This is a genomic window from Arthrobacter sp. 10N44_2, assembly GCF_056394385.1.
Genome location: NZ_JBFTHT010000006.1, coordinates 185,489 through 204,811, shown reverse-complemented (window position 1 = coordinate 204,811; position 19,323 = coordinate 185,489). Strand labels below are relative to the sequence as shown.

Genomic DNA, 19,323 nt, shown 5'->3' with positions numbered 1-19,323 from the left:
TTTTCCACATCCGCTCCGCCGGTGATTGTCCGGCCCCGCAGCGCGGGCCACCATCGGGGCATGGACCTACCCCGACTGATTCTCAGCAGCGACCTCGCGCGCCTCGGCCAGGACGCACGGGGCCTTGCACGGCAGGCGAAAGCCGGGCAGCTCCGGCGCATCAGGCAGGGAGTGTACGTCCGGGCCCACGAGTGGGAGGCGCTGCCGCCGTGGGACAGGAATCGGGTCCTCATCCGGGCGGCTGCTTCCACATTGCGGAGCCGGACCGTCTTCTGCCGCCAGTCCTCCGCTGTGCTGTGGGACATGCCGGTTCTGGGCCACAGCCATCTGGTACATGCCTGCACGTCCGACGGCGGCGGCGGGCGCTCGCGCGCCGGGGTCCGCCGGCATCTGGTCGATTTGGGCTCGGTGCAGATCGAGGAACGTCACGGGCTCCTGGTCACAGACCGTGTCCGGACAGCACTGGACCTGGCCGCCTTCGAATCGTTTGAGCAGGGCGTCACGGTATTCGACCATGTCCTGGGGCCGCGGCCTGGCAACCTGGCACCGCTCAGCCGCAGGGAACTCGACGCCGGCATCGGCGGCAACTACACGGCAGCAGCGGCCCGGCGGATCCGGACCGCCCTGCAGTTTGCTGATCCTGCGTCCGGCTCCCCTGGAGAATCGGTGAGCCGCGCCCTGATGCATCGGCTCGGCTTCCGGGTCCCCCTCCTTCAGGTCGAAATTCGTGATGCCCGCGGGCTAGTGGCGTTCACTGACTTTGACTGGCCCGATGATCAGCTTTGCGGAGAGTTCGACGGCCTCGTGAAGTACCGCAAGGCGGAGTATCTCCAGGGCCGGACGCCAGCAGAGGCCCTCACCGACGAGAAACGCCGGGAGGACCGGATTCGTGCCACCGGCCGCCGGGTGATCCGTTGGACGTGGTCGGAGCTGGCCAATCCCGGAACATTCGGCACATTTCTGGCGGCGGCTGGCGTTCCCCGGCGGCCGCTCCCGTCCTGCCGGCGCTGATCCCGCCACGTTCCCGGGAATTCGCTACGAAATCGGACCCGTGCAGCGCGGATCCCCGGCGCGCCCGTCCGAAACCGCAGCCCCTGTCCGAAAACGGCGCAAAAAACAGTCCGGGCCCGCCCGCCTGGCTAGACCTTGGTCCCCGCCACCACGGTGGCGGTGGACCGGAGCCGGATCGCGCCGTCGTGCTCGTAGCGGCCCAGCAGAGCGAACACATCCGAACGGATCAGGGCCCGCGACTCCGCGTCCGCCTTGGCCAGGCCCATCGCCACGGTGGTCGCGATGTCGGTCATGAACTCCCAGTAGCTCTCCGGGGATTCGTGCACCAGGTCGGTGCTGACCTGGTGCTCGGCCACCTCGGCCAGCCCGGCCTCCTTGAACATGCGGGTCATGAAACCGGCTGGTGCGCAGCGGAACAGCCCGGGAGTCCCGGCGACCGGAATGGGCAGTTCCCGGTGCCGGGCAATTGTGCCCAGGATCAGGCTGGCCCAGGGGTTTGCGGCCGCGCGTCCCCAGACGACGGCGCCCACCCGGGCGCCCGGCCTCGCGGTGCGCGCCATCTCTGCCATGGCCGCGGACATCACCGGGAAGAACATCAAACCGAAGTGGCTGTACACGGCGTCGAACGTGTTGTTGCGGAACGGCAGGGCGGCAGAATCGCACACTTGAAAGTCCAGGTTGTTCAGGCGCCGGGCCAATGCCTTCTCTTCGGCCACCCGAAGCATTCCGGCCGAAATGTCAGTCAGGACCACACGGCCTTCCGGCACCTGGGCGGCCACGTTAAGGCCGGGCTCCCCCGTGCCTGCCGCGACGTCCAGCACCACTGAGTCGGGGCGGAGCCGGAGCTCCTGGCGGAGGGCGTCGCCAAACGGGGCCTGCCAGCCGAGCAGTTCCGCGTCCCATTTCTTCCAGCCCGCCGAGAACTCATCCCAGAGCAAGCGCTGCTCCTCACGAACACGGTCGGCTGAGGCTAACATGGCGGATCCTTAGCTCGTCTGTACCTAGCCCTAGTCTGCTCTGGGATGCGGTCCGCGGCAATGTGTCGAAGGGCAGTAGGCTTAACGGCATGTCTCCCCACGAAACCCCCGGCACACCAGGCAACGACCCCCAGCGGGAACCGGCACAGGGCAACGTTCAGGGCGGCGTTCCGGAGCGCCGCGAGGTCACCGTCCGCCGGGCCCCGAAATATGTGCCCTTCCTGATCCTGGGCGGGCTCCTGGGCGTGGCCGTCGCGGCCATCATCGCCTATGCCCTGCCCGGTGACCCGAGCTTCGACCGTTCCTCGGTCTTCGGCTTCTTCATGGTCCTCTGCGCGGCCGGCGGCGTCATCGTGGGTGCCGCGATCGCCCTGGTCCTGGACCGGCGGAGCGTCCGCCGCGCCGAGCACGCCGTCGTCGAATCCGCACCGGACGCCGACGACGAGGGCCGCGACGGGAACCTCCGCTGAAGGGCGTCAGGTCATAAACCGGCCGCCGGAAAAGTCTTAGCGCACATCGTGAGATAATCGACCAGTGGCACGCGGCGATGGAAAACTTTCTCATGATCTTCTCCCAGGCGAAAAAGGCCCTCAGGACGCATGCGGCGTCTTTGGGGTCTGGGCACCCGGTGAAGAAGTAGCAAAACTCACCTACTACGGGCTGTATGCACTGCAGCACCGCGGTCAGGAGTCGGCTGGCATAGCAACCAGCGACGGCAAGCGGATCAACGTCTACAAGGACATGGGCCTCGTTTCCCAGGTCTTCGACGAGACCACGCTGAACACCCTGACCGGGCACCTGGCCGTCGGCCACTGCCGCTATTCCACTACCGGTGCGAGCCACTGGGCCAACGCCCAGCCCACCCTGGGCGCGACGTCCACGGGCACCGTGGCCCTGGCCCACAACGGCAACCTGACCAACACGGCCGAGCTCAAGGCGATGATCGAGGACCGCAACGGCGGAAACCTCAGCGGCGAGATGAAGCAGGGCAACACGTCCGACACCGCGCTGGTGACCGCGCTCCTGGAGGGCGAAGAGGGCAAGTCCCTGGAGCAGACGGCCATGGAGCTGCTGCCCATGATCAAGGGCGGTTTCTGCTTCGTCTTCATGGATGAGGGCACCCTCTACGCGGCCCGCGACACCTACGGGATCCGCCCGCTGTGCCTGGGCCGGCTTGAACGCGGCTGGGTGGTTGCCTCCGAGCAGTCCGCCCTCGCCACCGTCGGCGCCAGCTTCATCCGCGAAATCGAACCCGGCGAATTCATCGCGATCGACGAGGACGGCGTCCGCTCGCAGCGCTTCGCCGAGGCGACGCCGGCCGGCTGCGTTTTCGAATACGTCTACCTCGCCCGCCCGGACGCCTCCATTGCGGGCCGCTCGGTGTACGAATCCCGCGTCGAAATGGGCCGCCAGCTGGCCCGCGAAAACACCCAGGAAGCGGACATCGTCATTCCCGTGCCCGAATCCGGCACCCCCGCGGCGGTGGGCTACGCCGAAGAATCCGGCATCCCCTTCGCGCACGGCTTCGTCAAGAACTCCTACGTGGGCCGCACGTTCATCCAGCCCTCGCAGACGCTGCGCCAGCTCGGCATCCGGCTCAAGCTCAACGCCCTCGAATCCGTGATCCGCGGCAAGCGTGTCGTGGTGGTGGACGACTCGATCGTCCGCGGCAACACCCAGCGCGCCATCGTGCGGATGCTCCGGGAGGCGGGCGCCGCAAGCGTCCACATCAAGATTTCCTCCCCGCCGGTCAAGTGGCCCTGCTTCTACGGCATCGACTTCGCCTCCCGGGCGGAACTGATCGCCAACGGCGCCACCATCGACGAGATCACCCAGGCCATCGGCGCCGACTCGCTCGCATACATTTCCGAAGACGGCATGATCGACGCCACCCGCCAGCCGCGCGAGCGTCTCTGCACCGCCTGCTTCACCGGCAAGTACCCGATTGAGCTGCCCGGCGCTGACAAGCTCGGCAAGAACCTGCTCGAGCGCACCGACCTCGGCGGCCTCCCAACCGCCGCCGGCGCGGCTGATTCCGCCGCGGCGCCCTCCGGTGCCGCCTCCGACGCCGAACCCGGCACCTCCATCGCCGACGATCCGGCCGAGAAGGCCGGCGCCACCGGCTGCGATCCGGGGCCGGACTCCGAATTCGAAGAACTGCTCACCGATGCCGACCGCGTCACCACAGCCGACAAGAAAGAGCCAGTATGACTTCCGCCTCCCCGGCCGCTGACATGAACGCCGCCCAGAACGCCGGCATCACCTACGCCTCCGCCGGCGTCGACGTCGAAGCGGGAGACCGCGCCGTCGAACTCATGAAGGACGCCGTCAAGGCCACCCACAACGCCTCGGTGATCGGCGGCGTCGGCGGGTTCGCTGGCCTATACGACGTCTCCCGGCTGCTTACCTACAGGCGCCCGCTGCTGGCCACCTCCACCGACGGCGTCGGCACCAAAGTGGCAATCGCCCAGGCCATGGACATCCACGACACCATCGGCTACGACCTCGTCGGCATGGTGGTGGACGACATCGTCGTCGTGGGCGCCGAGCCGCTGTACATGACCGACTACATCGCCTGCGGCAAGGTGGTCCCGGAGCGCATCGCCGACATCGTCCGTGGCATCGCGGCCGCCTGCTCGGTCGCCGGCACCGCCCTGGTGGGCGGCGAAACCGCCGAACACCCCGGCCTGCTCGGGGAACACGAGTACGACGTCGCCGGTGCCGCCACCGGCGTTGTCGAGGCCGACCAGCTGCTCGGCCCGGACCGCGTCCGCGCCGGCGACGTGGTGATCGGCATGGCCTCCTCCGGCCTGCACTCCAACGGCTACTCACTGGTCCGCCGCGTCATCAACCACGCCGGCTGGGCCCTGGACCGCCAGGTCTCCGAGCTAGGCCGCACCCTGGGCGAGGAGCTCCTCGAGCCCACCCGCGTCTACGCCGCGGACTGCCTGGACCTCGCCCGCACCTTCCCGGTGAACGGCTCCGCGGGCGGCAAGGCCGTCCACGGCTTCAGCCACGTGACCGGCGGCGGCCTCGCAGCCAACCTCGCCCGCGTCCTCCCGCAGGGCCTGCTGGCCACCGTCGACCGCTCCACCTGGGAGCTCCCGGCCATCTTCAAGCTGGTTTCCGAGCTCGGCAACGTCCCGCTGGCCGACCTCGAGCGCACCCTGAACCTGGGCGTGGGCATGGTCGCCATTGTTTCGCCGGAAGCGGCCGACGCCGCCGTGAACCGGCTCAACGACCGCGGCCTGCCGTCCTGGATCATGGGCACCGTCGAGCAGAACTCGGATGCGGTCCTCAAGACCGGCCCGGATTACGTCCAGGGCGCCAAGGGCGTCGACGGCGGCGCCGTCCGGCTGGTCAACGCCTACGCCTAAACGGGCCCGACCCACGTCGAGTGCTCCCCAGCCGTTTTGAGGTCTCAAAACGGCAGCTGGGCCCACGCCGGCAGGGTTGCCTGGCCGAGCTTGCGAGGCGAGGGGGCCGGTGGGAAGCACTCGATCCGATTAAGCCGCGGTCCTAAACCTCCAGCAGGCTGAAGACGCCGCCCTGCGGATCCTTGAGGGTGGCGATGGTTCCGGCTTCCTCGACCTCGTCCGGTTCGATCAGCACGACGCCGCCGGCGGCCACCGCAGCCTGCACCGCCGCTGCGACGTCGGAGACGCCGAAGTAGACCTGCCACCCCGGCTCGAGGGTGTCCTGCGCGTCGCCGGGGACCCGGGCGATGCCGGCCACCTCGGCGCCGCCCACCATGAGCGTGGTGTAGGTGCCGCCGTCGTCCTGGGGGTATTCGGTGACGTCGTGCCCGAAGAGCTGCTGGAAGAAGCCGACGGCGGCCTGCGGTTCCGGCGTGAGCAGTTCAGCCCAGGCCAAGGTGCCCGCCTCCTGGCTCCGGCCGGCTCCGATGTGGCTGCCGGCCTGCCAGGCCCCGGTGGTTCCGCCGCCGGGCGGGGCGAAGAAGACCATGACGCCGGTGTCACCGATCTCCTCGGGGCCGAATTCAAGGTGCCCGGGGGAATGCGCCAGTTCGGCGGCCAGGTCCCGGGCGTCGTCGACCGCGAAATACACGTTCCACCGGCCCGGTTCGGCCGCGGCTTCCTGCCGGGCGTTCTGCGGAGCGAGCACGGTAACCAGGTCGTCGCCCAGGAAGGCTTTCGCGTAGCTGCGTCCGTCGGGAGTGGGCAGGTCTTCGTACCGCCAGCCGAAAACCTCCGTGTAAAAGACCTTCGCTGTCTCCACGTCGGGGGTCTGGAGGTCTGTCCAGCAGAGCTCGCCCTCGGCGAATCCTTTGCGCATGGTCATGGCAGTCCTTCCGGGGCATCGGTGTGGCGTCCGGGAAAATCCGGCACGAACAACGTAGCCCGGTGCCCCGCTGGTGACAACTGCGCCGGCTCATCCGCGGCGCAGCGCGGGCCAGCCGGCCGGCCCGGATACGGAAGGCTGCGGGCACAAGAAAGGCCGCCGGCCACGCCTGTTACAGGTGTGGCCGGCGGCCTGAAAATCTTTGGCTGGCACCGCGGTGCCGGATGGATCCCCCGGAGAAAACTGCCGGAAGGAAGCGTCGACTAACCTATGCGACGGGAATCAACCTCGTCGTCGTCGTCTTCCACATCGTCCGCGTACTTATCCACATACGCTGAATAATCCGGTTCAACCGGGTCATCCGCGAAGTGGCTCGTGGCACGACTTCCCGGGCCCGTGAGCTCGCGCTGGAGGGCCGAATAGTCAGTGTTCGGGGAGTAGTACTTGATGTCCCGAGCCTGCTTGGTAGCTTTTGCCTTTTGACGGCCGCGCCCCATGGCGTGACCCCCTTTTGTACTTGGACCGGAGGTGGTCACCTTTTGGCGATAGGTGAGGCCCCGGAATGTTTGGTCAATTTGTCGTACACCTAGATTACATGCTTTCGGCGCCAACTGCTCGCCGGCCCGCCCCCTGTGGACAGTGTGGCGCCTCCCGCAACGGTGGCCGGAGCCACCGGCGCATGCGCGGTGCCGCGCATCTTCGATAGAGTTTCGTGATGTGCGCCCAGAAAAGGGCCGCTACGCCGGGCCTCCAGCCCCGGCAAAGACGCACGGAAGTGGTGAATTTCTCAGTGACCGAAGAGAATCCAAGGAACGACGCCGGGGCCATCCCGCCGCCGCCCTCGAGGCCGCCGACGTCCGCCCTGCCCGTCATTACAGCCGACCGTGCGCGGCCCACGAATCCTGCGGCGGCACCCGCAGCGGCGAAACCCGCGCGCCCGGCCCTTGCCGGCACCGCGTTCGCCGGCGCCAGGAAAGCGCTCTCACGCACCAAGAAGGCTCTCTCACGGCGGGCACGCCCCCTGGTCCGCCGGATCCGCCGGCAGGGGCCAAAGCGGCTCGGCGTGGCCGCGGCCGTCCTCGTGGTGCTTGCGCTTCTGGTCTGGTGGGCTGTGGCCGCATTTGCCGGCAGCGGCCAGGCCTCCGCAGAAAACGACAGAACGGCCCCCGCCGCTTCGTCGGCGTCCGCCCCCGCCAGCCGCGGGGCGTTGCCGCTGGAGGGCGTCAGCCCCCTGGACTTCCAGCTGCGGGACTGCTTCAAGGACTTCGACCCGGATGCGCAACAGTCCACCGTCGTGGATTGCGCCACCGGCCACTCGGCGCAGCTGGTCGCCGTGGAAAAATACGGGCCAGATGACTCGTACCCCGGCCGGGACCAGCTCAAGCAGAAGGCACGCGATGCCTGCAAGGCGGCTCCGCTCACGGCAAAGGCCGGCGACTACGACCTGAGCTACAAGCTGGCCTACCCGAGCCCGCGCAGCTGGGAGATGGGCGACCGGCGGGTCGACTGCTACGCCGCGACGAACGGCGGAAACGTCATCAAGGAGTCCCTGCTGCCCTAGGCTTGCCCGGCGGCGCCTACTCCTTGCGCCGGACCGAGAGCCCGGTGCCCGTGGCCGCGCCGCCGCTGGTCAGCTCCCCGTCCCCCAGCCCGCCCATGGTGAGTTCCATCAGGTCCGGCGCGGTGTCCACCAGGACGGTGTCGCCGTCGGCGATTTCGCCGGCCAGGATGGCCTTTGCCAGCCGGTCGCCGATCTCGCGCTGCACCAGGCGGCGCAGCGGCCGCGCGCCGTACGCGGGATCGAAGCCGGATACGGCCAGCCAGGCGCGGGCACCCTCGGTAACTTCGAGGTTCAGCCGGCGGCCCTTGAGCCGCTCGCCCAGCTCCTTGACCTGCAGTTCCACGATCCGGGAGAGCTCCTCCACGCTCAGCGGATCGAACAGCACCACTTCATCGAGCCGGTTAAGGAACTCCGGCTTGAAGGAGGCGTTCACCGTGGCCATGACGGCGTTCTTCTTGGCCGCCGCGTCGAGGTTGGGGTCCACGAGGAACTGGCTGCCCAGGTTCGAGGTGAGCACCAGGATCACGTTGCGGAAGTCTACGGTGCGGCCCTGCCCGTCGGTGAGCCGGCCGTCGTCGAGCACCTGCAGGAGGATGTCGAAGACCTCCGGGTGGGCCTTTTCCACTTCGTCGAGCAGCAGCACGGAGTACGGGCGCCGCCGCACGGCCTCGGTAAGCTGGCCGCCCTCCTCATAGCCGACGTACCCGGGAGGCGCCCCGACGAGCCGGGCCACGGAGTGCTTCTCCGAATATTCGGACATGTCGATCCGCACCATCGCGCGCTCGTCGTCGAACAGGAAGTCCGCGAGGGACTTGGCGAGTTCGGTCTTGCCGACGCCGGTGGGGCCGAGGAACAGGAACGAGCCGGTGGGCCGGTTGGGGTCGCTGATCCCGGCGCGGGCGCGGCGCACGGCGTCGGAGACCGCGGCGACGGCCTGCTTCTGGCCGATCAGCCGCTCGCCCAGCACGTGCTCCATGTTCAGCAGCTTCTGGCTCTCGCCCTGGAGCATGCGCCCCGCGGGGATGCCGGTCCAGGCCGAAATCACCTCGGCGATGTCGTCGGCGGTAACCTGGTCGGCCACCATCTGCCCGGACTTGTCCGGCACGGCCGCTTCGGCCTCGGCGGCGGCGTTCAGTTCCCGTTCCAGGGCGGGGATCTCGCCGTAGAGGATCCTGGATGCGGTCTCCAGGTCCCCCTCGCGCTGGGCCTTGTCCGCGGCGGAGCGGAGCTCGTCAAGCTTGGCCCGCAGGTCGCCCACCCGGTTCAGGCCCGCCTTCTCGGCTTCCCACCGGGCGTTCAGGCCCGCGAGTTCCTCCTTCTTGTCCGCCATGTCCGCCCGCAGGGCCGCGAGCCGTTCCACCGAGGCGGGATCGGTCTCGCTGGCCAGGGCCAGTTCCTCCATGGTCAGTCGGTCCACCTGGCGGCGCAGCTGGTCGATCTCCTCCGGGGCGGAATCGATTTCCATGCGCAGCCGGGACGCGGCCTCGTCCACGAGGTCGATCGCCTTGTCCGGCAGCTGCCGGCCGGAGATGTACCGGTTGGAGAGCGTCGCGGCCGCCACGAGGGCGGAGTCGGAGATGGAGACTTTGTGGTGGGCCTCGTAGCGTTCCTTGAGGCCGCGCAGAATGCCGATGGTGTCCTCCACGCTGGGCTCGCCCACGTAGACCTGCTGGAACCGGCGCTCCAGGGCGGGGTCCTTTTCGATGTTCTCGCGGTACTCGTCCAGCGTGGTCGCACCGATGAGGCGCAACTCGCCGCGGGCCAGCATGGGCTTGAGCATGTTGCCGGCATCCATGGAGCTGTCCCCGGTGGCGCCGGCACCCACCACCGTGTGGAGCTCGTCGATGAACGTGACGATCTGCCCCTCAGAGTTCTTGATTTCCTCCAGGACAGCCTTGAGCCGCTCCTCGAATTCGCCGCGGTATTTCGCCCCGGCCACCATCGAGGCGAGGTCCAGGGCGATCAGCGTCTTGCCGCGCAGGCTTTCGGGCACGTCGCCTTCCACGATCCGCTGGGCGAGCCCCTCGACGACGGCGGTCTTGCCGACGCCGGGCTCGCCGATGATGACGGGGTTGTTCTTGGTGCGGCGGCTCAGGACCTGGATGATCCGCCGGATCTCGGCATCGCGGCCAATCACAGGGTCCAGCTTGCCCGAGCGGGCGACCGCAGTGAGGTCCGTGCCGTACTTCTCCAGCGCCTGGAACGAGTTTTCCGGGTCCGCGTTGTCCACTTTGCGGTCGCCGCGGACGCCCGGGAGGGCGGCCAGCAGTGCCTCGTGGGAGGCGCCGGCCTCGCGCAGGAGCTTCCCGACGCCGTCGCTCCCGGCGGCAAGGCCCAGCAGCAGGTGTTCGGTGGAAACAAAGGCGTCCCCGAGCCGCTCCGCCTCGTTCTGGGCATTCTTGATCGCCTGCAGCCCTGCCCGGGACAACTGCGCCTGCTGCACGCTGCTCCCGGAAGTCGACGGAAGGGCCTTGATGGCGGTGCTCGCCTGGACACTGACGGCGTCCGGGTCGGCGCCGGTGGCGCGGAGCAGCGCGACGGCGACGCCCTCCCGCTGGTCCATGAGGGCCTTGAGCAAGTGAGCGGGCTCGAGCTGCGGGTTGCCCGCGGTCGAGGCGTTCATGGCGGCCGCAGCGAGGGCCTCCTGGCTCTTGGTGGTGAATTTGGCGTCCAACGAGGGCTCCTTCCGGAATGGTTCTGATATCAAAGTTGAGTCTACATCGCTCAACTTTGATAAGAGGGGGGCTGGCTCCATGTTTGCCGACAGCGAAACGCCTGTCCAGGGCCGACCGCCCGCGGCCACCGTGCGCCCCGCGGCCGCGCACCCCTGCCGCGCACCCCGGCCGCGCACCCCGGCCGCGGGACATGCCCTCCCCTGGGCACCCCCGCCGCTGGACATGCCCTCCCCTGGGCACCCCGCCCGCCGTGGGACATGCCCTCCCCCGCGCCCGAAGAGTGGACATAGTGCCACCATGCCCAGCACCCGGGCCCACGGCTGGACATGTCCCCCGGCCCGGGCACAAACAATGGACGTGTCCCCCGGCCCGGGCACAAACAATGGACATGTCCCCCCGGCCCGGGCACGAACAATGGGCATGTCCCCTCGGCCCGGGCGCGAACAATGAGCATGTCCGGCAGCAGTCGGTCTGCACGGCCCGCGTGAATGACTTAACGTTGCTTAACGATCGACGGGCTCCTTACTGTAACTGGGGTCACAGCAAAACGAACCGACGCGAAGGAGGGCCGGACATGCACGAACACGCCGTAAGCGCCACCGTCGACGGCCCCGTACCGCCGGTTTCGGCCGCTGCTGTGGCCCGCGCCGCGGGGGTTTCCTCGGCTGCGGTTTCCTACGTCCTCAACGGCAAGGGCGGCGTCTCGCCCGAGACCCGGCGCCACATCATCCACGTGGCGAACGAGCTCGGCTTCAGGCCCCGTAAGCCGTCGCAGTCAACCGACCCGCAGCGGACCCGGGTCATCGGGCTGATCCTGCCGAACATCATCAATCCGATGTTTCCGCGCTGGGCGCAGGGCGTCATTACGGCCGCGGCGGAGTCCGGCTACGAAGTGTTCGTCGCCACCACCCAGGACGATCCGGAGGTGCTCGCCCAGGTCACCTCGACGCTCGCGCACCGCAACGTCGATGGCATCATCCTGGCCGCCTCGCTCCGGGACGACGCCACCGCGCTCCGCACCCTGAGGGCGGCCCGCATCCCCTACGTGTGCCTGTCCCGCCGGGCGGACTTCCTCGACTCGGATTTCGTCGGGATCGACGACGACGCCGCAGCCACCACGCTGATGCAGCACATGCTCAGCCACGGCTTCACCGAAATCGCCACCGTGATCGGCCCCCGGTTCTCAACGGCCTCCCTGGCCCGCGAACAGGCGTTTGTCCGCACAGCCGCCGCGGCGGGCATCACGATCAGCGGCGACCGGAAGATCAGCACCAGGGTGAACAACGAGGGCGGCCGGCTGGCGGCGGAGCGGCTCTTCTCGGCCGGAACGCCGCCGCAGGCCGTGGTCTGCGGCAGCGACGAGCTTGCCATCGGCGTCATGGAATACGCGTTGTCGCGCGGCCTGCGCATCCCGGACGACGTCGCCGTCGCCGGCTGTGACGGGCTGCCGCACAGCCGCTCCGGGCTGATCAACCTGACCAGCATTGTCCAACCGCAGCAGGAAATGGCCAACGAGGCGTTCGCCATGCTGCTCAAACGCATCGATTCCCCGTCCGCCACCTATACCTCGAAAGTGTGCCGGCACCGCCTGCACGTCGGGCGGACGTGCGGCTGCACGCCTCCTGACAGCTGAGGCCGCGCTACACGCGGGCCGGCCCGTCCGCGGCCAGCCCTACCCGTTCCCGCGACCCTGACGAACCACGCGCCGCGCGCACTGCCGCGGCCGTCTGCCTCCCGTTTGCCCTTTCCGCATGCCCGCTCTGACCACCTATCCCGCCCACGAGCCAAGGACCCCGACCCATGTCAGTTGTATCCGCAACAAAGAAGATGCGCACGCCACAGGAAATCAACGGCGTGATCTTACGCCGCGTCATGCCGCTGCTGATCGGCGCCTACATCATGGCCTTCCTGGACCGCACCAACATCGGTATGGCCAAGGACCGGCTGGAGATCGACCTCGGCATCTCGGCCACCGCGTACGGCATCGGCGCCGGGCTGTTCTTCCTGACCTACGCCTTGTCCGAAATCCCGTCCAACCTGATCATGCACAAGGTCGGCGCCCGGTTCTGGATCATGCGGATCATGATCACCTGGGGCATCATCTCCGCCGGCATGGCCTTCGTCCAGGGCGAATGGTCCTTCTACATCATGCGGATGCTGCTCGGCGTGGCCGAGGCCGGACTCTTCCCGGGCGTCATGTACTTCCTGACGCAGTGGTTCGTGGTCAAGGACCGCGCCAAGGCCAACGGAATGTTCCTGCTCGGCGTCTCCATCGCCAACATTGTCGGGGCCCCGCTGGGCGGGCTGCTGCTGACCTTTGATGGGCTCGGCGGCCTGCACGGCTGGCAGTGGATGTTCCTCGTCGAAGGACTCCCGGCCTGCGTCCTCGCCTACGTCGTCTGGAAGAAGCTCCCGGACCGCCCCAGCATGGCGACGTTCCTCACCGCCGAGGAAGCCGCCGATCTCGAGGCCCGCATCGCCGCCGAGGAGACCGCCGGCGCCGCGGCCTCCGGCAACCACCTGCTCCGCGATGTCCTGAAGGACAAGCAGATCCTCCTCGTTGTCGGCGTCTACTTCACCCACCAGATCGCCGTCTACGCCCTGTCCTACTTCCTGCCCTCCATCATCGGCACGTACGGCAAGCTCAGCCCGCTGCAGATCGGCCTGCTGACGGCCATCCCGTGGATCTTCTCCGCGGCGGGCGCCCTGCTGGTCCCCCGCTTCGCCACCGACGGCCGCCGCTCCCGGATGCTGGTCACCGGCACCATGACCGGCATCGTCGCCGGCTTCGCCCTCGGCGCCGTCGGCGGGCCGCTGCTGGGCATGATCGGCTTCTGCCTCGCCGCCTTCAATTTCTTCGCCCTGCAGCCGATTCTCTTCACCTACCCGGCCACCCGGCTCAGCGGCGCCGCCCTCGCCGGCGGCATCGCCTTCGTCAACACCATCGGCCTCTGCGGCGGCTTCCTGGGCCCCTACGTCATGGGCTTCATGCAGGACGCCACCGGCTCCAAGCTCTCCGGCCTGTGGTTCATCGTGGGCATGTGCGTCATCGGCGCGCTGCTGTCCCTGCTGCTCAAGCGCGGCACGGAGAAGCCCGCGATTGTTCCGGCCGCCCACTGACGCACTGCTCCCACCGCCCGTTCCGGATGCGCCCCGCCGCGCGTTCGGAGCGGGTCCGCAAGCCATCTCACTGCAAGGACTACTCATGGATTTCACCGCCAAGCGCATTCTCGTCACCGCCGGAGCGAACGGCATCGGCCTGGCCATCGCCAGCAAGTTCCGGGAACTCGGCGCCACCGTCTTCGTCACCGACATCGACCCCGACGCCGTCGACAAGGCCCGCGTCAACGGGCTCCTCGCCGCGGTCAGCGACGTCTCGGACGAGGGCCAGGTCCGCGAACTCATGGACACCGTCCGGGACGAAATGGGCGGCCTCGACGTCCTCGTCAACAACGCCGGCATCGCCGGTCCCACCGGGCCCCTCGAATCCCTCGACGCCGCGGCGTGGAAGGCAACCTTCGACGTCAACATCCATGGCCAGTTCTTCTGCATCAAGCATGCCCTGCCCCTGCTGCGCGAGGGCAGCGGCGCCTCTATCGTGAACCTGTCCTCGGCCGCCGGGCGGCTGGGCATGGCCGGCCGCAGCGCCTATTCGGCGTCGAAGTGGGCCGTCGTCGGGCTGACCAAAACCCTCGCGATCGAACTTGGCCCGGACGGCATCCGCGTCAACGCCATCTGCCCCGGCGCCGTCAACGGCCCACGCATCGACTCCGTGATCGCCGCCAAAGCCCGGATGCTCGAGCTGCCGGCGGACGAGGTGTCCGCGCTGTACCACAACCAGTCCTCGCTGGGCCGGCTGATCGAGGCCGAGGACATCGCCAACATGGCCGCCTTCGTGGCCAGCGACATGGCCCGCAACGTCAACGGCCAGGCACTCGCCGTGGACGGCAACACCGAAAAGCTCTACTGACCTGAACTGAACTGCCTGGGGAGCCGGTCCGCCCCAGGCCGCCGCCCGCCCCACCAAGGAGACATTCCCATGGCTGCTGCCCGCAAAGTCATCATCACCAGCGCCGTCACCGGCGCCATCCACACCCCGTCCATGTCCCCGCACCTGCCCGTCTCCCCCGACGAGATCGCCGACGCCGCGATCGGCGCCGCCGAGGCAGGCGCCGCGATCGTGCACATGCACGCCCGCGACCCCAGGGACGGCCGTCCCTCCCAGGACCCCGAGCACTTCGCCCCGATCCTGGACAAGCTCAAGCGCAACACCGACGCCGTCATCAACATCACCACGGGCGGCTCGCCGCACATGAGCGTCGAGGAGCGGATGCAGCCGGCGGCGCTGTTCAAGCCGGAGCTTGCCTCACTCAACATGGGCTCGATGAACTTCGGGCTGTACCCGATGCTGGACCGCTTCACCGAGTTCGGCCACGACTGGGAGCGCGAGGGGCTCGAAAAGAGCCGCGACCTCGTCTTCAAGAACACCTTCCAGGACATCGAGACCATCCTGGGCATCGGCAACCAGAACGGCACCCGCTTCGAGTTCGAGTGCTACGACATCTCGCACCTGAACAACCTCGCGCACTTCCACGGCCGCGGGCTGGCCAGGGGACCGCTGTTCGTCCAGTCGGTCTTCGGCCTGCTCGGCGGCATCGGCGCGCACCCCGAGGACCTCATGCACATGCGCCGCACGGCGGACCGCCTGCTCGGCGAGGACTATGAGTGGTCCATCCTGGGCGCCGGCAGGAACCAGATGCCGCTCGCCACGATCGGCGCCGCCATGGGCTCCCACGTCCGGGTGGGCCTGGAGGATTCCCTGTGGATCGGTCCCGGGCAGCTCGCCGCGTCCAACGCCGAACAGGTCACCCGGATCCGCACCATCCTGGAAGCCCTCAACTTTGAGGTCGCCACCCCCGACGAGGCGCGGCAGATGCTGCAGCTCAAGGGCCGGGAAAACGTAGGGTTCTGAGCCGATGAGCATCCTGGTGGCCCCGGACAGTTTCAAGGGCACCTTCACGGCTTCCGAGGTGGCCGGGCACATCGCGGCCGGCATCCGCACGGCCGGCGCGGCGGCCCGAGAGCTGCCCGTGGCCGACGGCGGCGAGGGCACCACCGAGGCCCTCGCCCGCGGTCTGGACGCCCGGCCCGTCCTTGTCACCACGGTCGGGCCGTGGGGCGAACCCCTCGAGGCGGCGGTCGAGCTCACCGCCGACGGGACCGCCGTCGTCGAACTGGCCGTCGCGAGCGGCCTCAACCTGCCGTCCGCCGGCGGCCGGGACCCGCTGACGGCGAGCACGTACGGCACCGGCGTCCTGATCGCGGAGGCCGCCCGGCACGGCGCACGCCGCATCGTGGTGGCGGCAGGGGGCTCGGCCACCACCGACGGCGGGGCCGGCGCCATCGCCGCGATCGAGGAACGCGGCGGGCTCCGCGGTGCCGAGCTGGTGATCCTGAGTGATGTCACGACGCGTTTTTCCGACGCCGCACGCGTGTTCGGGCCGCAGAAGGGAGCCGGGCCGGCCGCGGTTGAGCTGCTGACACACAGACTCGAACTGCTCGCGGCGGAGTTCGCCCGGGACTACGGCCGCGATCCCCGTCTGGTGGCCCGGACCGGCGCGGCGGGTGGCTTCTCCGGCGGAATGTGGGCCCGTTACGGCGCCCGCCTGGTGTCAGGGGCGGACTATGTCCTGGATCTGCTGGGCTTCGACGCGCAACTGGCGGCCAGCAGCGCGGTGGTGGTCGGCGAGGGCCGGCTGGATTCCCAGACCGGCCAGGGGAAGATCATCGGTGCCATCCTGGCCCGTGCCGGCACCACGCCGGTGTACGCGGTGGTGGGATCGGTGGATCCGGACCTTGGCGACTACGCAGACAGCTTTGCCCGCATCATCGTGGCCGGAGATCCGGCAGCCATGCAGGCGGCGGGGGCGGAACTGGCCCGCGCGGCTTCGGCGGCTTCCCCTGCTGCTGGCGCTGCTCCTGCTCACCTGTGAGTCCGCGGGACATGTCCTCCTTGGCCCGCGCCAGTGGACATACTCCCTTTGTGCCCATCCCCGGGCCTGAAGACTGGACATGTCCTCCGCTGCCCGGCGTGACCAAGGGACATGCCCTCCCCCGCTCCGCAAAATTGCCCAAAAAATGGACATGCCCATCGCTGCCACGTGTGACCACCGGACGTGCCCTCCGCCGCCCCGTGCCAGTGGACATACGCCCTTTGTGCCCATACCCGGACCTTAAGAGTGGACATGTGCCCCGCTGCCGGACGTGGCCACTGGACATGTCCTCCCGCGGCCGCACGATTGGCTGAAAACTGGACATGTCCCCCCAGCGGGAACTGGCGAAAATCAACTCGTGAAGCCCGGCCTGGCGGAGCTCGGCGGCGCGAAGCCTGGCCCGGCCCGGAAGGCACCGCTAGGAGGGCGCGACTCGGAAGGAGCGGCTCAGAAGGAGTCGTCGGGTTAATGTGGCCCGGTTAATGCGGCCCGGCTCGTGAAGCCCGGCCTAGCGGAGCTCGGCGGTGCGAAGTCTGGCCCGGCTCGAAAGTAGCTGCCCGGGAGGCCCGGCTCTGAAGGAGCGGTCCGGCGGCCGGGTCCCCCAAGGAGCCGGCCGCCGAACCAAACACTCCCACCTCCAAAGCTTGTCACAGGTTTGACAAAATTGTCACACGCCGCTCCGGGCCGTGCCGAGGCCCGTCGGTATTGTGGAATTCATGAATGACACGACGGCACCGCAGGATCCCGGGCACCGGAGCATATTCCTTGACAAGGCGCACCCCGCTGCCTGGCGCGCACTCAACGGGCTGGGCCTGAAAGCCAAGGAAGCCGCCACCGAGGCCGGGCTGGACGACACCCTCATCGAGTTGCTCAATGTCCGCATTTCGCAGATCAACGGCTGCGCCTTTTGCCTGGACATGCACGTGGGCGACGCCGTCAAGAACGGCGAGTCGGCCCAGCGCCTGGCCGTCCTCCCCGCATGGCGCGACACCACCCTGTTCTCCGAAAAGGAACGTGCAGCCCTGACGCTGGCCGAGGCCATCACCACCATCTCTGACGCCCATACCCGCGACCATGAAGGCGCACAGGCCAGGCGGCACCTGACGGCCGAAGAATTTTCCGCCGTCAGCTGGCTGGCGATTACGATGAACGCGTTCAACCGGGTTTCCATCGTCAGCCAGCACCCGGTCCGCGACGCCCGCGGCTAAACCACCGCCTACTCCCGCCAGCCGCCCGCACCAGAACACCCGGTCGGCGGACAGGTGTCCGCGACTAAGGCGCCGGCGGTGCGCGGCTGGCTAAGCAATGGGCCGTAGCCACAACTGGCGTGCAGTCGTAAGCTCGAAAAGTGGGGCGGAGCCGCGGTCACCGAGGGAGCACTGCCATGAGGTGGGTCAGGCCGGGTCACCCGGAGTACGACGAAACACGAAGACTCTTCAACGCGATGATCGACCGCCATCCGGCCGTCATTGCCCCGTGCGCCGACCCGGTAGGGGTGGCCGAGGCGCTGGCATACGCGCGGACACACGGCTTCGAAGTCGCCGTCCGGGCCGGCGGCCATTCCGTGGCCGGCATGTCCATGAACGACGGCGGCCTCGTGGTCGACGTTCGTCCGATGAAATCCGTGCGGGTGGACCCGGAGGCCCGCACTGCCACGGTGGGCGCGGGCCTCACCTGCGGCGAGTTCGACCGCGCCACCCAGGAATACGGCCTCGCCATCACAGGCGGGCGGGTCTCCACGACCGGGCTCGCGGGTTTCACGCTCGGGGGCGGGTCCGGCTGGCTCGAGCGCGCCTTCGGCTTCGCCTGCGACGACCTCGTCTCCGTGGATCTGGTCACGGCCACCGGCGAGCAGGTGAGGGCCAGCGCCCAGGAGAATCCCGAACTCTTCTGGGCCCTGCACGGCGGCGGCGGGAACTTCGGCGTCGCCACCTCGTTTACGTTCGGCCTGCATCAGCTGGGGCCACGCGTGCATGCCGGGGTGCTGATGTGGCCGGGGGACGCGGCCCCGGAACTCAGCCGCGGATACCGGGACCTGGCCTCCGCGGCTCCCAACGAAGAGTCCGCCACCCTCATCTACGGGATTGCACCGGCGGAACCCTTCGTGCCCGCGGCCATGGTGGGCAAGATGGCGGTGTACGTCGTGTATGTCTTCGCCGGGGATGCCGAGGAAGGCAAAGAACATGCCAAGGCATACCGGGAACTGGGCCCTGTTGTGGACCTGGTGGAAGACACGGGCTACGCAGACTTCCAGTGCTCCCTGGACGACCCGCCGGGCAAGTACAACTACTGGAGCGCCGACTACCACGACGAACTCTCCGACGACGCCCTGGACGTCATCATCGACTCGGCCCGGAACCTCCCGGGACCAAGCTCCCAGCAACTGATCGCCCATTGGGGCGGGGCGGTGAGCGGGCCGGCCGCCGCGGCCACCCCGCTGCTGAACCGGACCGCCAACTGGGTGAGCCACCCGTTCGGCCTGGGCGACACCCCGCAGGGCGGGCAGGACGCGAAGGCATGGGTCAAACGCTTCCGCCAGGACATCTCCCCCTACGCGACCGGGGGCGTCTGGCTGAACTTCATCGGCGACGAAGGCCAGGCCCGGATCCGCGCGGCCTACGGCGACGAAAACTACAACCGGCTGGCAGAAGTGAAACGCGAGTTTGATCCCGGGAACGTGTTCCGCGGGAACCAGAACATCCGACCCGCCGTCGCGGTGTGACCACAACGGCGGTGGCCCCGCCGTCGCGGCATGACCCCGACGGCGGCGCCCTCCCGGTGCCCGCACCGGTGCGCGCAGTCCG

16 protein-coding genes are annotated in these 19,323 nt (G+C 68.7%); 12 read left to right on the top strand and 4 right to left on the bottom strand.

The window, feature by feature from the left end:
- The first annotated feature begins 60 nt into the window (after nucleotides 1–60).
- Nucleotides 61–1,011 (top strand): hypothetical protein, encoded by a 951-nt coding sequence (locus tag AC1DBX_RS09345; RefSeq protein ID WP_476931602.1) that lies wholly within the window; start codon nucleotides 61–63, stop codon nucleotides 1,009–1,011.
- Between the two features lie 128 nt (nucleotides 1,012–1,139).
- Here AC1DBX_RS09345 and AC1DBX_RS09340 read toward each other — a convergent pair whose 3' ends face one another.
- Nucleotides 1,140–1,988 (bottom strand): class I SAM-dependent methyltransferase, encoded by an 849-nt coding sequence (locus AC1DBX_RS09340; RefSeq protein WP_476931601.1) that lies wholly within the window; start codon nucleotides 1,986–1,988, stop codon nucleotides 1,140–1,142.
- An 89-nt stretch (nucleotides 1,989–2,077) separates the two neighbouring features.
- Between AC1DBX_RS09340 and AC1DBX_RS09335 the strand changes: the two genes are divergently transcribed.
- From AC1DBX_RS09335 to purM, 3 genes are all read left to right on the top strand, one after another.
- Complete coding sequence (locus tag AC1DBX_RS09335; RefSeq protein WP_476931600.1) at nucleotides 2,078–2,458, top strand: hypothetical protein; 381 nt, start codon at nucleotides 2,078–2,080, stop codon at nucleotides 2,456–2,458.
- A gap of 64 nt (nucleotides 2,459–2,522) precedes the next feature.
- Nucleotides 2,523–4,199 (top strand): amidophosphoribosyltransferase, encoded by a 1,677-nt coding sequence (purF, locus tag AC1DBX_RS09330; RefSeq protein WP_476871832.1) that lies wholly within the window; start codon nucleotides 2,523–2,525, stop codon nucleotides 4,197–4,199.
- Nucleotides 4,196–5,365 (top strand): phosphoribosylformylglycinamidine cyclo-ligase, encoded by a 1,170-nt coding sequence (gene purM / locus AC1DBX_RS09325; protein ID WP_223913416.1) that lies wholly within the window; start codon nucleotides 4,196–4,198, stop codon nucleotides 5,363–5,365. Before purF ends, purM begins: the two co-directional genes overlap by 4 nt.
- Before the next feature lie 142 nt (nucleotides 5,366–5,507).
- Here the strand turns inward: purM and AC1DBX_RS09320 are convergent, their stop codons facing one another.
- Nucleotides 5,508–6,290: a VOC family protein gene (locus tag AC1DBX_RS09320; RefSeq protein ID WP_230009603.1), complete on the bottom strand. Its 783-nt coding sequence runs from the start codon at nucleotides 6,288–6,290 to the stop codon at nucleotides 5,508–5,510.
- A gap of 263 nt (nucleotides 6,291–6,553) precedes the next feature.
- A complete protein-coding gene (locus tag AC1DBX_RS09315; protein ID WP_018774150.1) occupies nucleotides 6,554–6,787 on the bottom strand; it encodes a DUF3073 domain-containing protein in 234 nt (77 codons plus the stop codon).
- Nucleotides 6,788–7,080: 293 nt separating this feature from the next.
- Between AC1DBX_RS09315 and AC1DBX_RS09310 the strand changes: the two genes are divergently transcribed.
- On the top strand, nucleotides 7,081–7,851 hold the full coding sequence (locus tag AC1DBX_RS09310) for a septum formation family protein (protein WP_476931599.1): 771 nt from the start codon (nucleotides 7,081–7,083) through the stop codon (nucleotides 7,849–7,851).
- 16 nt (nucleotides 7,852–7,867) lie between these two features.
- Here AC1DBX_RS09310 and clpB read toward each other — a convergent pair whose 3' ends face one another.
- Entirely contained in the window at nucleotides 7,868–10,525 is a 2,658-nt protein-coding gene (gene clpB / locus AC1DBX_RS09305; RefSeq protein ID WP_476931598.1) for an ATP-dependent chaperone ClpB, read from the bottom strand.
- Between the two features lie 575 nt (nucleotides 10,526–11,100).
- On the opposite strand from clpB, the gene AC1DBX_RS09300 reads away from it, so the two are divergent.
- From AC1DBX_RS09300 to AC1DBX_RS09270, 7 genes are all read left to right on the top strand, one after another.
- Nucleotides 11,101–12,159 carry a LacI family DNA-binding transcriptional regulator gene (locus tag AC1DBX_RS09300; protein WP_230008957.1) on the top strand — a complete coding sequence of 353 codons (1,059 nt, stop codon included), beginning with the start codon at nucleotides 11,101–11,103 and terminating at the stop codon, nucleotides 12,157–12,159.
- A 167-nt stretch (nucleotides 12,160–12,326) separates the two neighbouring features.
- A complete protein-coding gene (locus AC1DBX_RS09295; protein WP_476849780.1) occupies nucleotides 12,327–13,646 on the top strand; it encodes an MFS transporter in 1,320 nt (439 codons plus the stop codon).
- Between the two features lie 85 nt (nucleotides 13,647–13,731).
- Entirely contained in the window at nucleotides 13,732–14,496 is a 765-nt protein-coding gene (locus AC1DBX_RS09290) for an SDR family oxidoreductase (protein WP_476856980.1), read from the top strand.
- 69 nt (nucleotides 14,497–14,565) lie between these two features.
- Entirely contained in the window at nucleotides 14,566–15,498 is a 933-nt protein-coding gene (gene kce, locus AC1DBX_RS09285) for a 3,5-dioxohexanoate:acetyl-CoA acetone transferase (RefSeq protein ID WP_028275471.1), read from the top strand.
- Nucleotides 15,499–15,502: 4 nt separating this feature from the next.
- On the top strand, nucleotides 15,503–16,519 hold the full coding sequence (locus AC1DBX_RS09280) for a glycerate kinase (protein ID WP_476931597.1): 1,017 nt from the start codon (nucleotides 15,503–15,505) through the stop codon (nucleotides 16,517–16,519).
- Nucleotides 16,520–17,235: 716 nt separating this feature from the next.
- A complete protein-coding gene (locus AC1DBX_RS09275) occupies nucleotides 17,236–17,727 on the top strand; it encodes a carboxymuconolactone decarboxylase family protein (RefSeq protein WP_476873673.1) in 492 nt (163 codons plus the stop codon).
- 176 nt (nucleotides 17,728–17,903) lie between these two features.
- Entirely contained in the window at nucleotides 17,904–19,241 is a 1,338-nt protein-coding gene (locus AC1DBX_RS09270; RefSeq protein WP_476931596.1) for an FAD-binding oxidoreductase, read from the top strand.
- Nucleotides 19,242–19,323 lie beyond the last annotated feature (82 nt).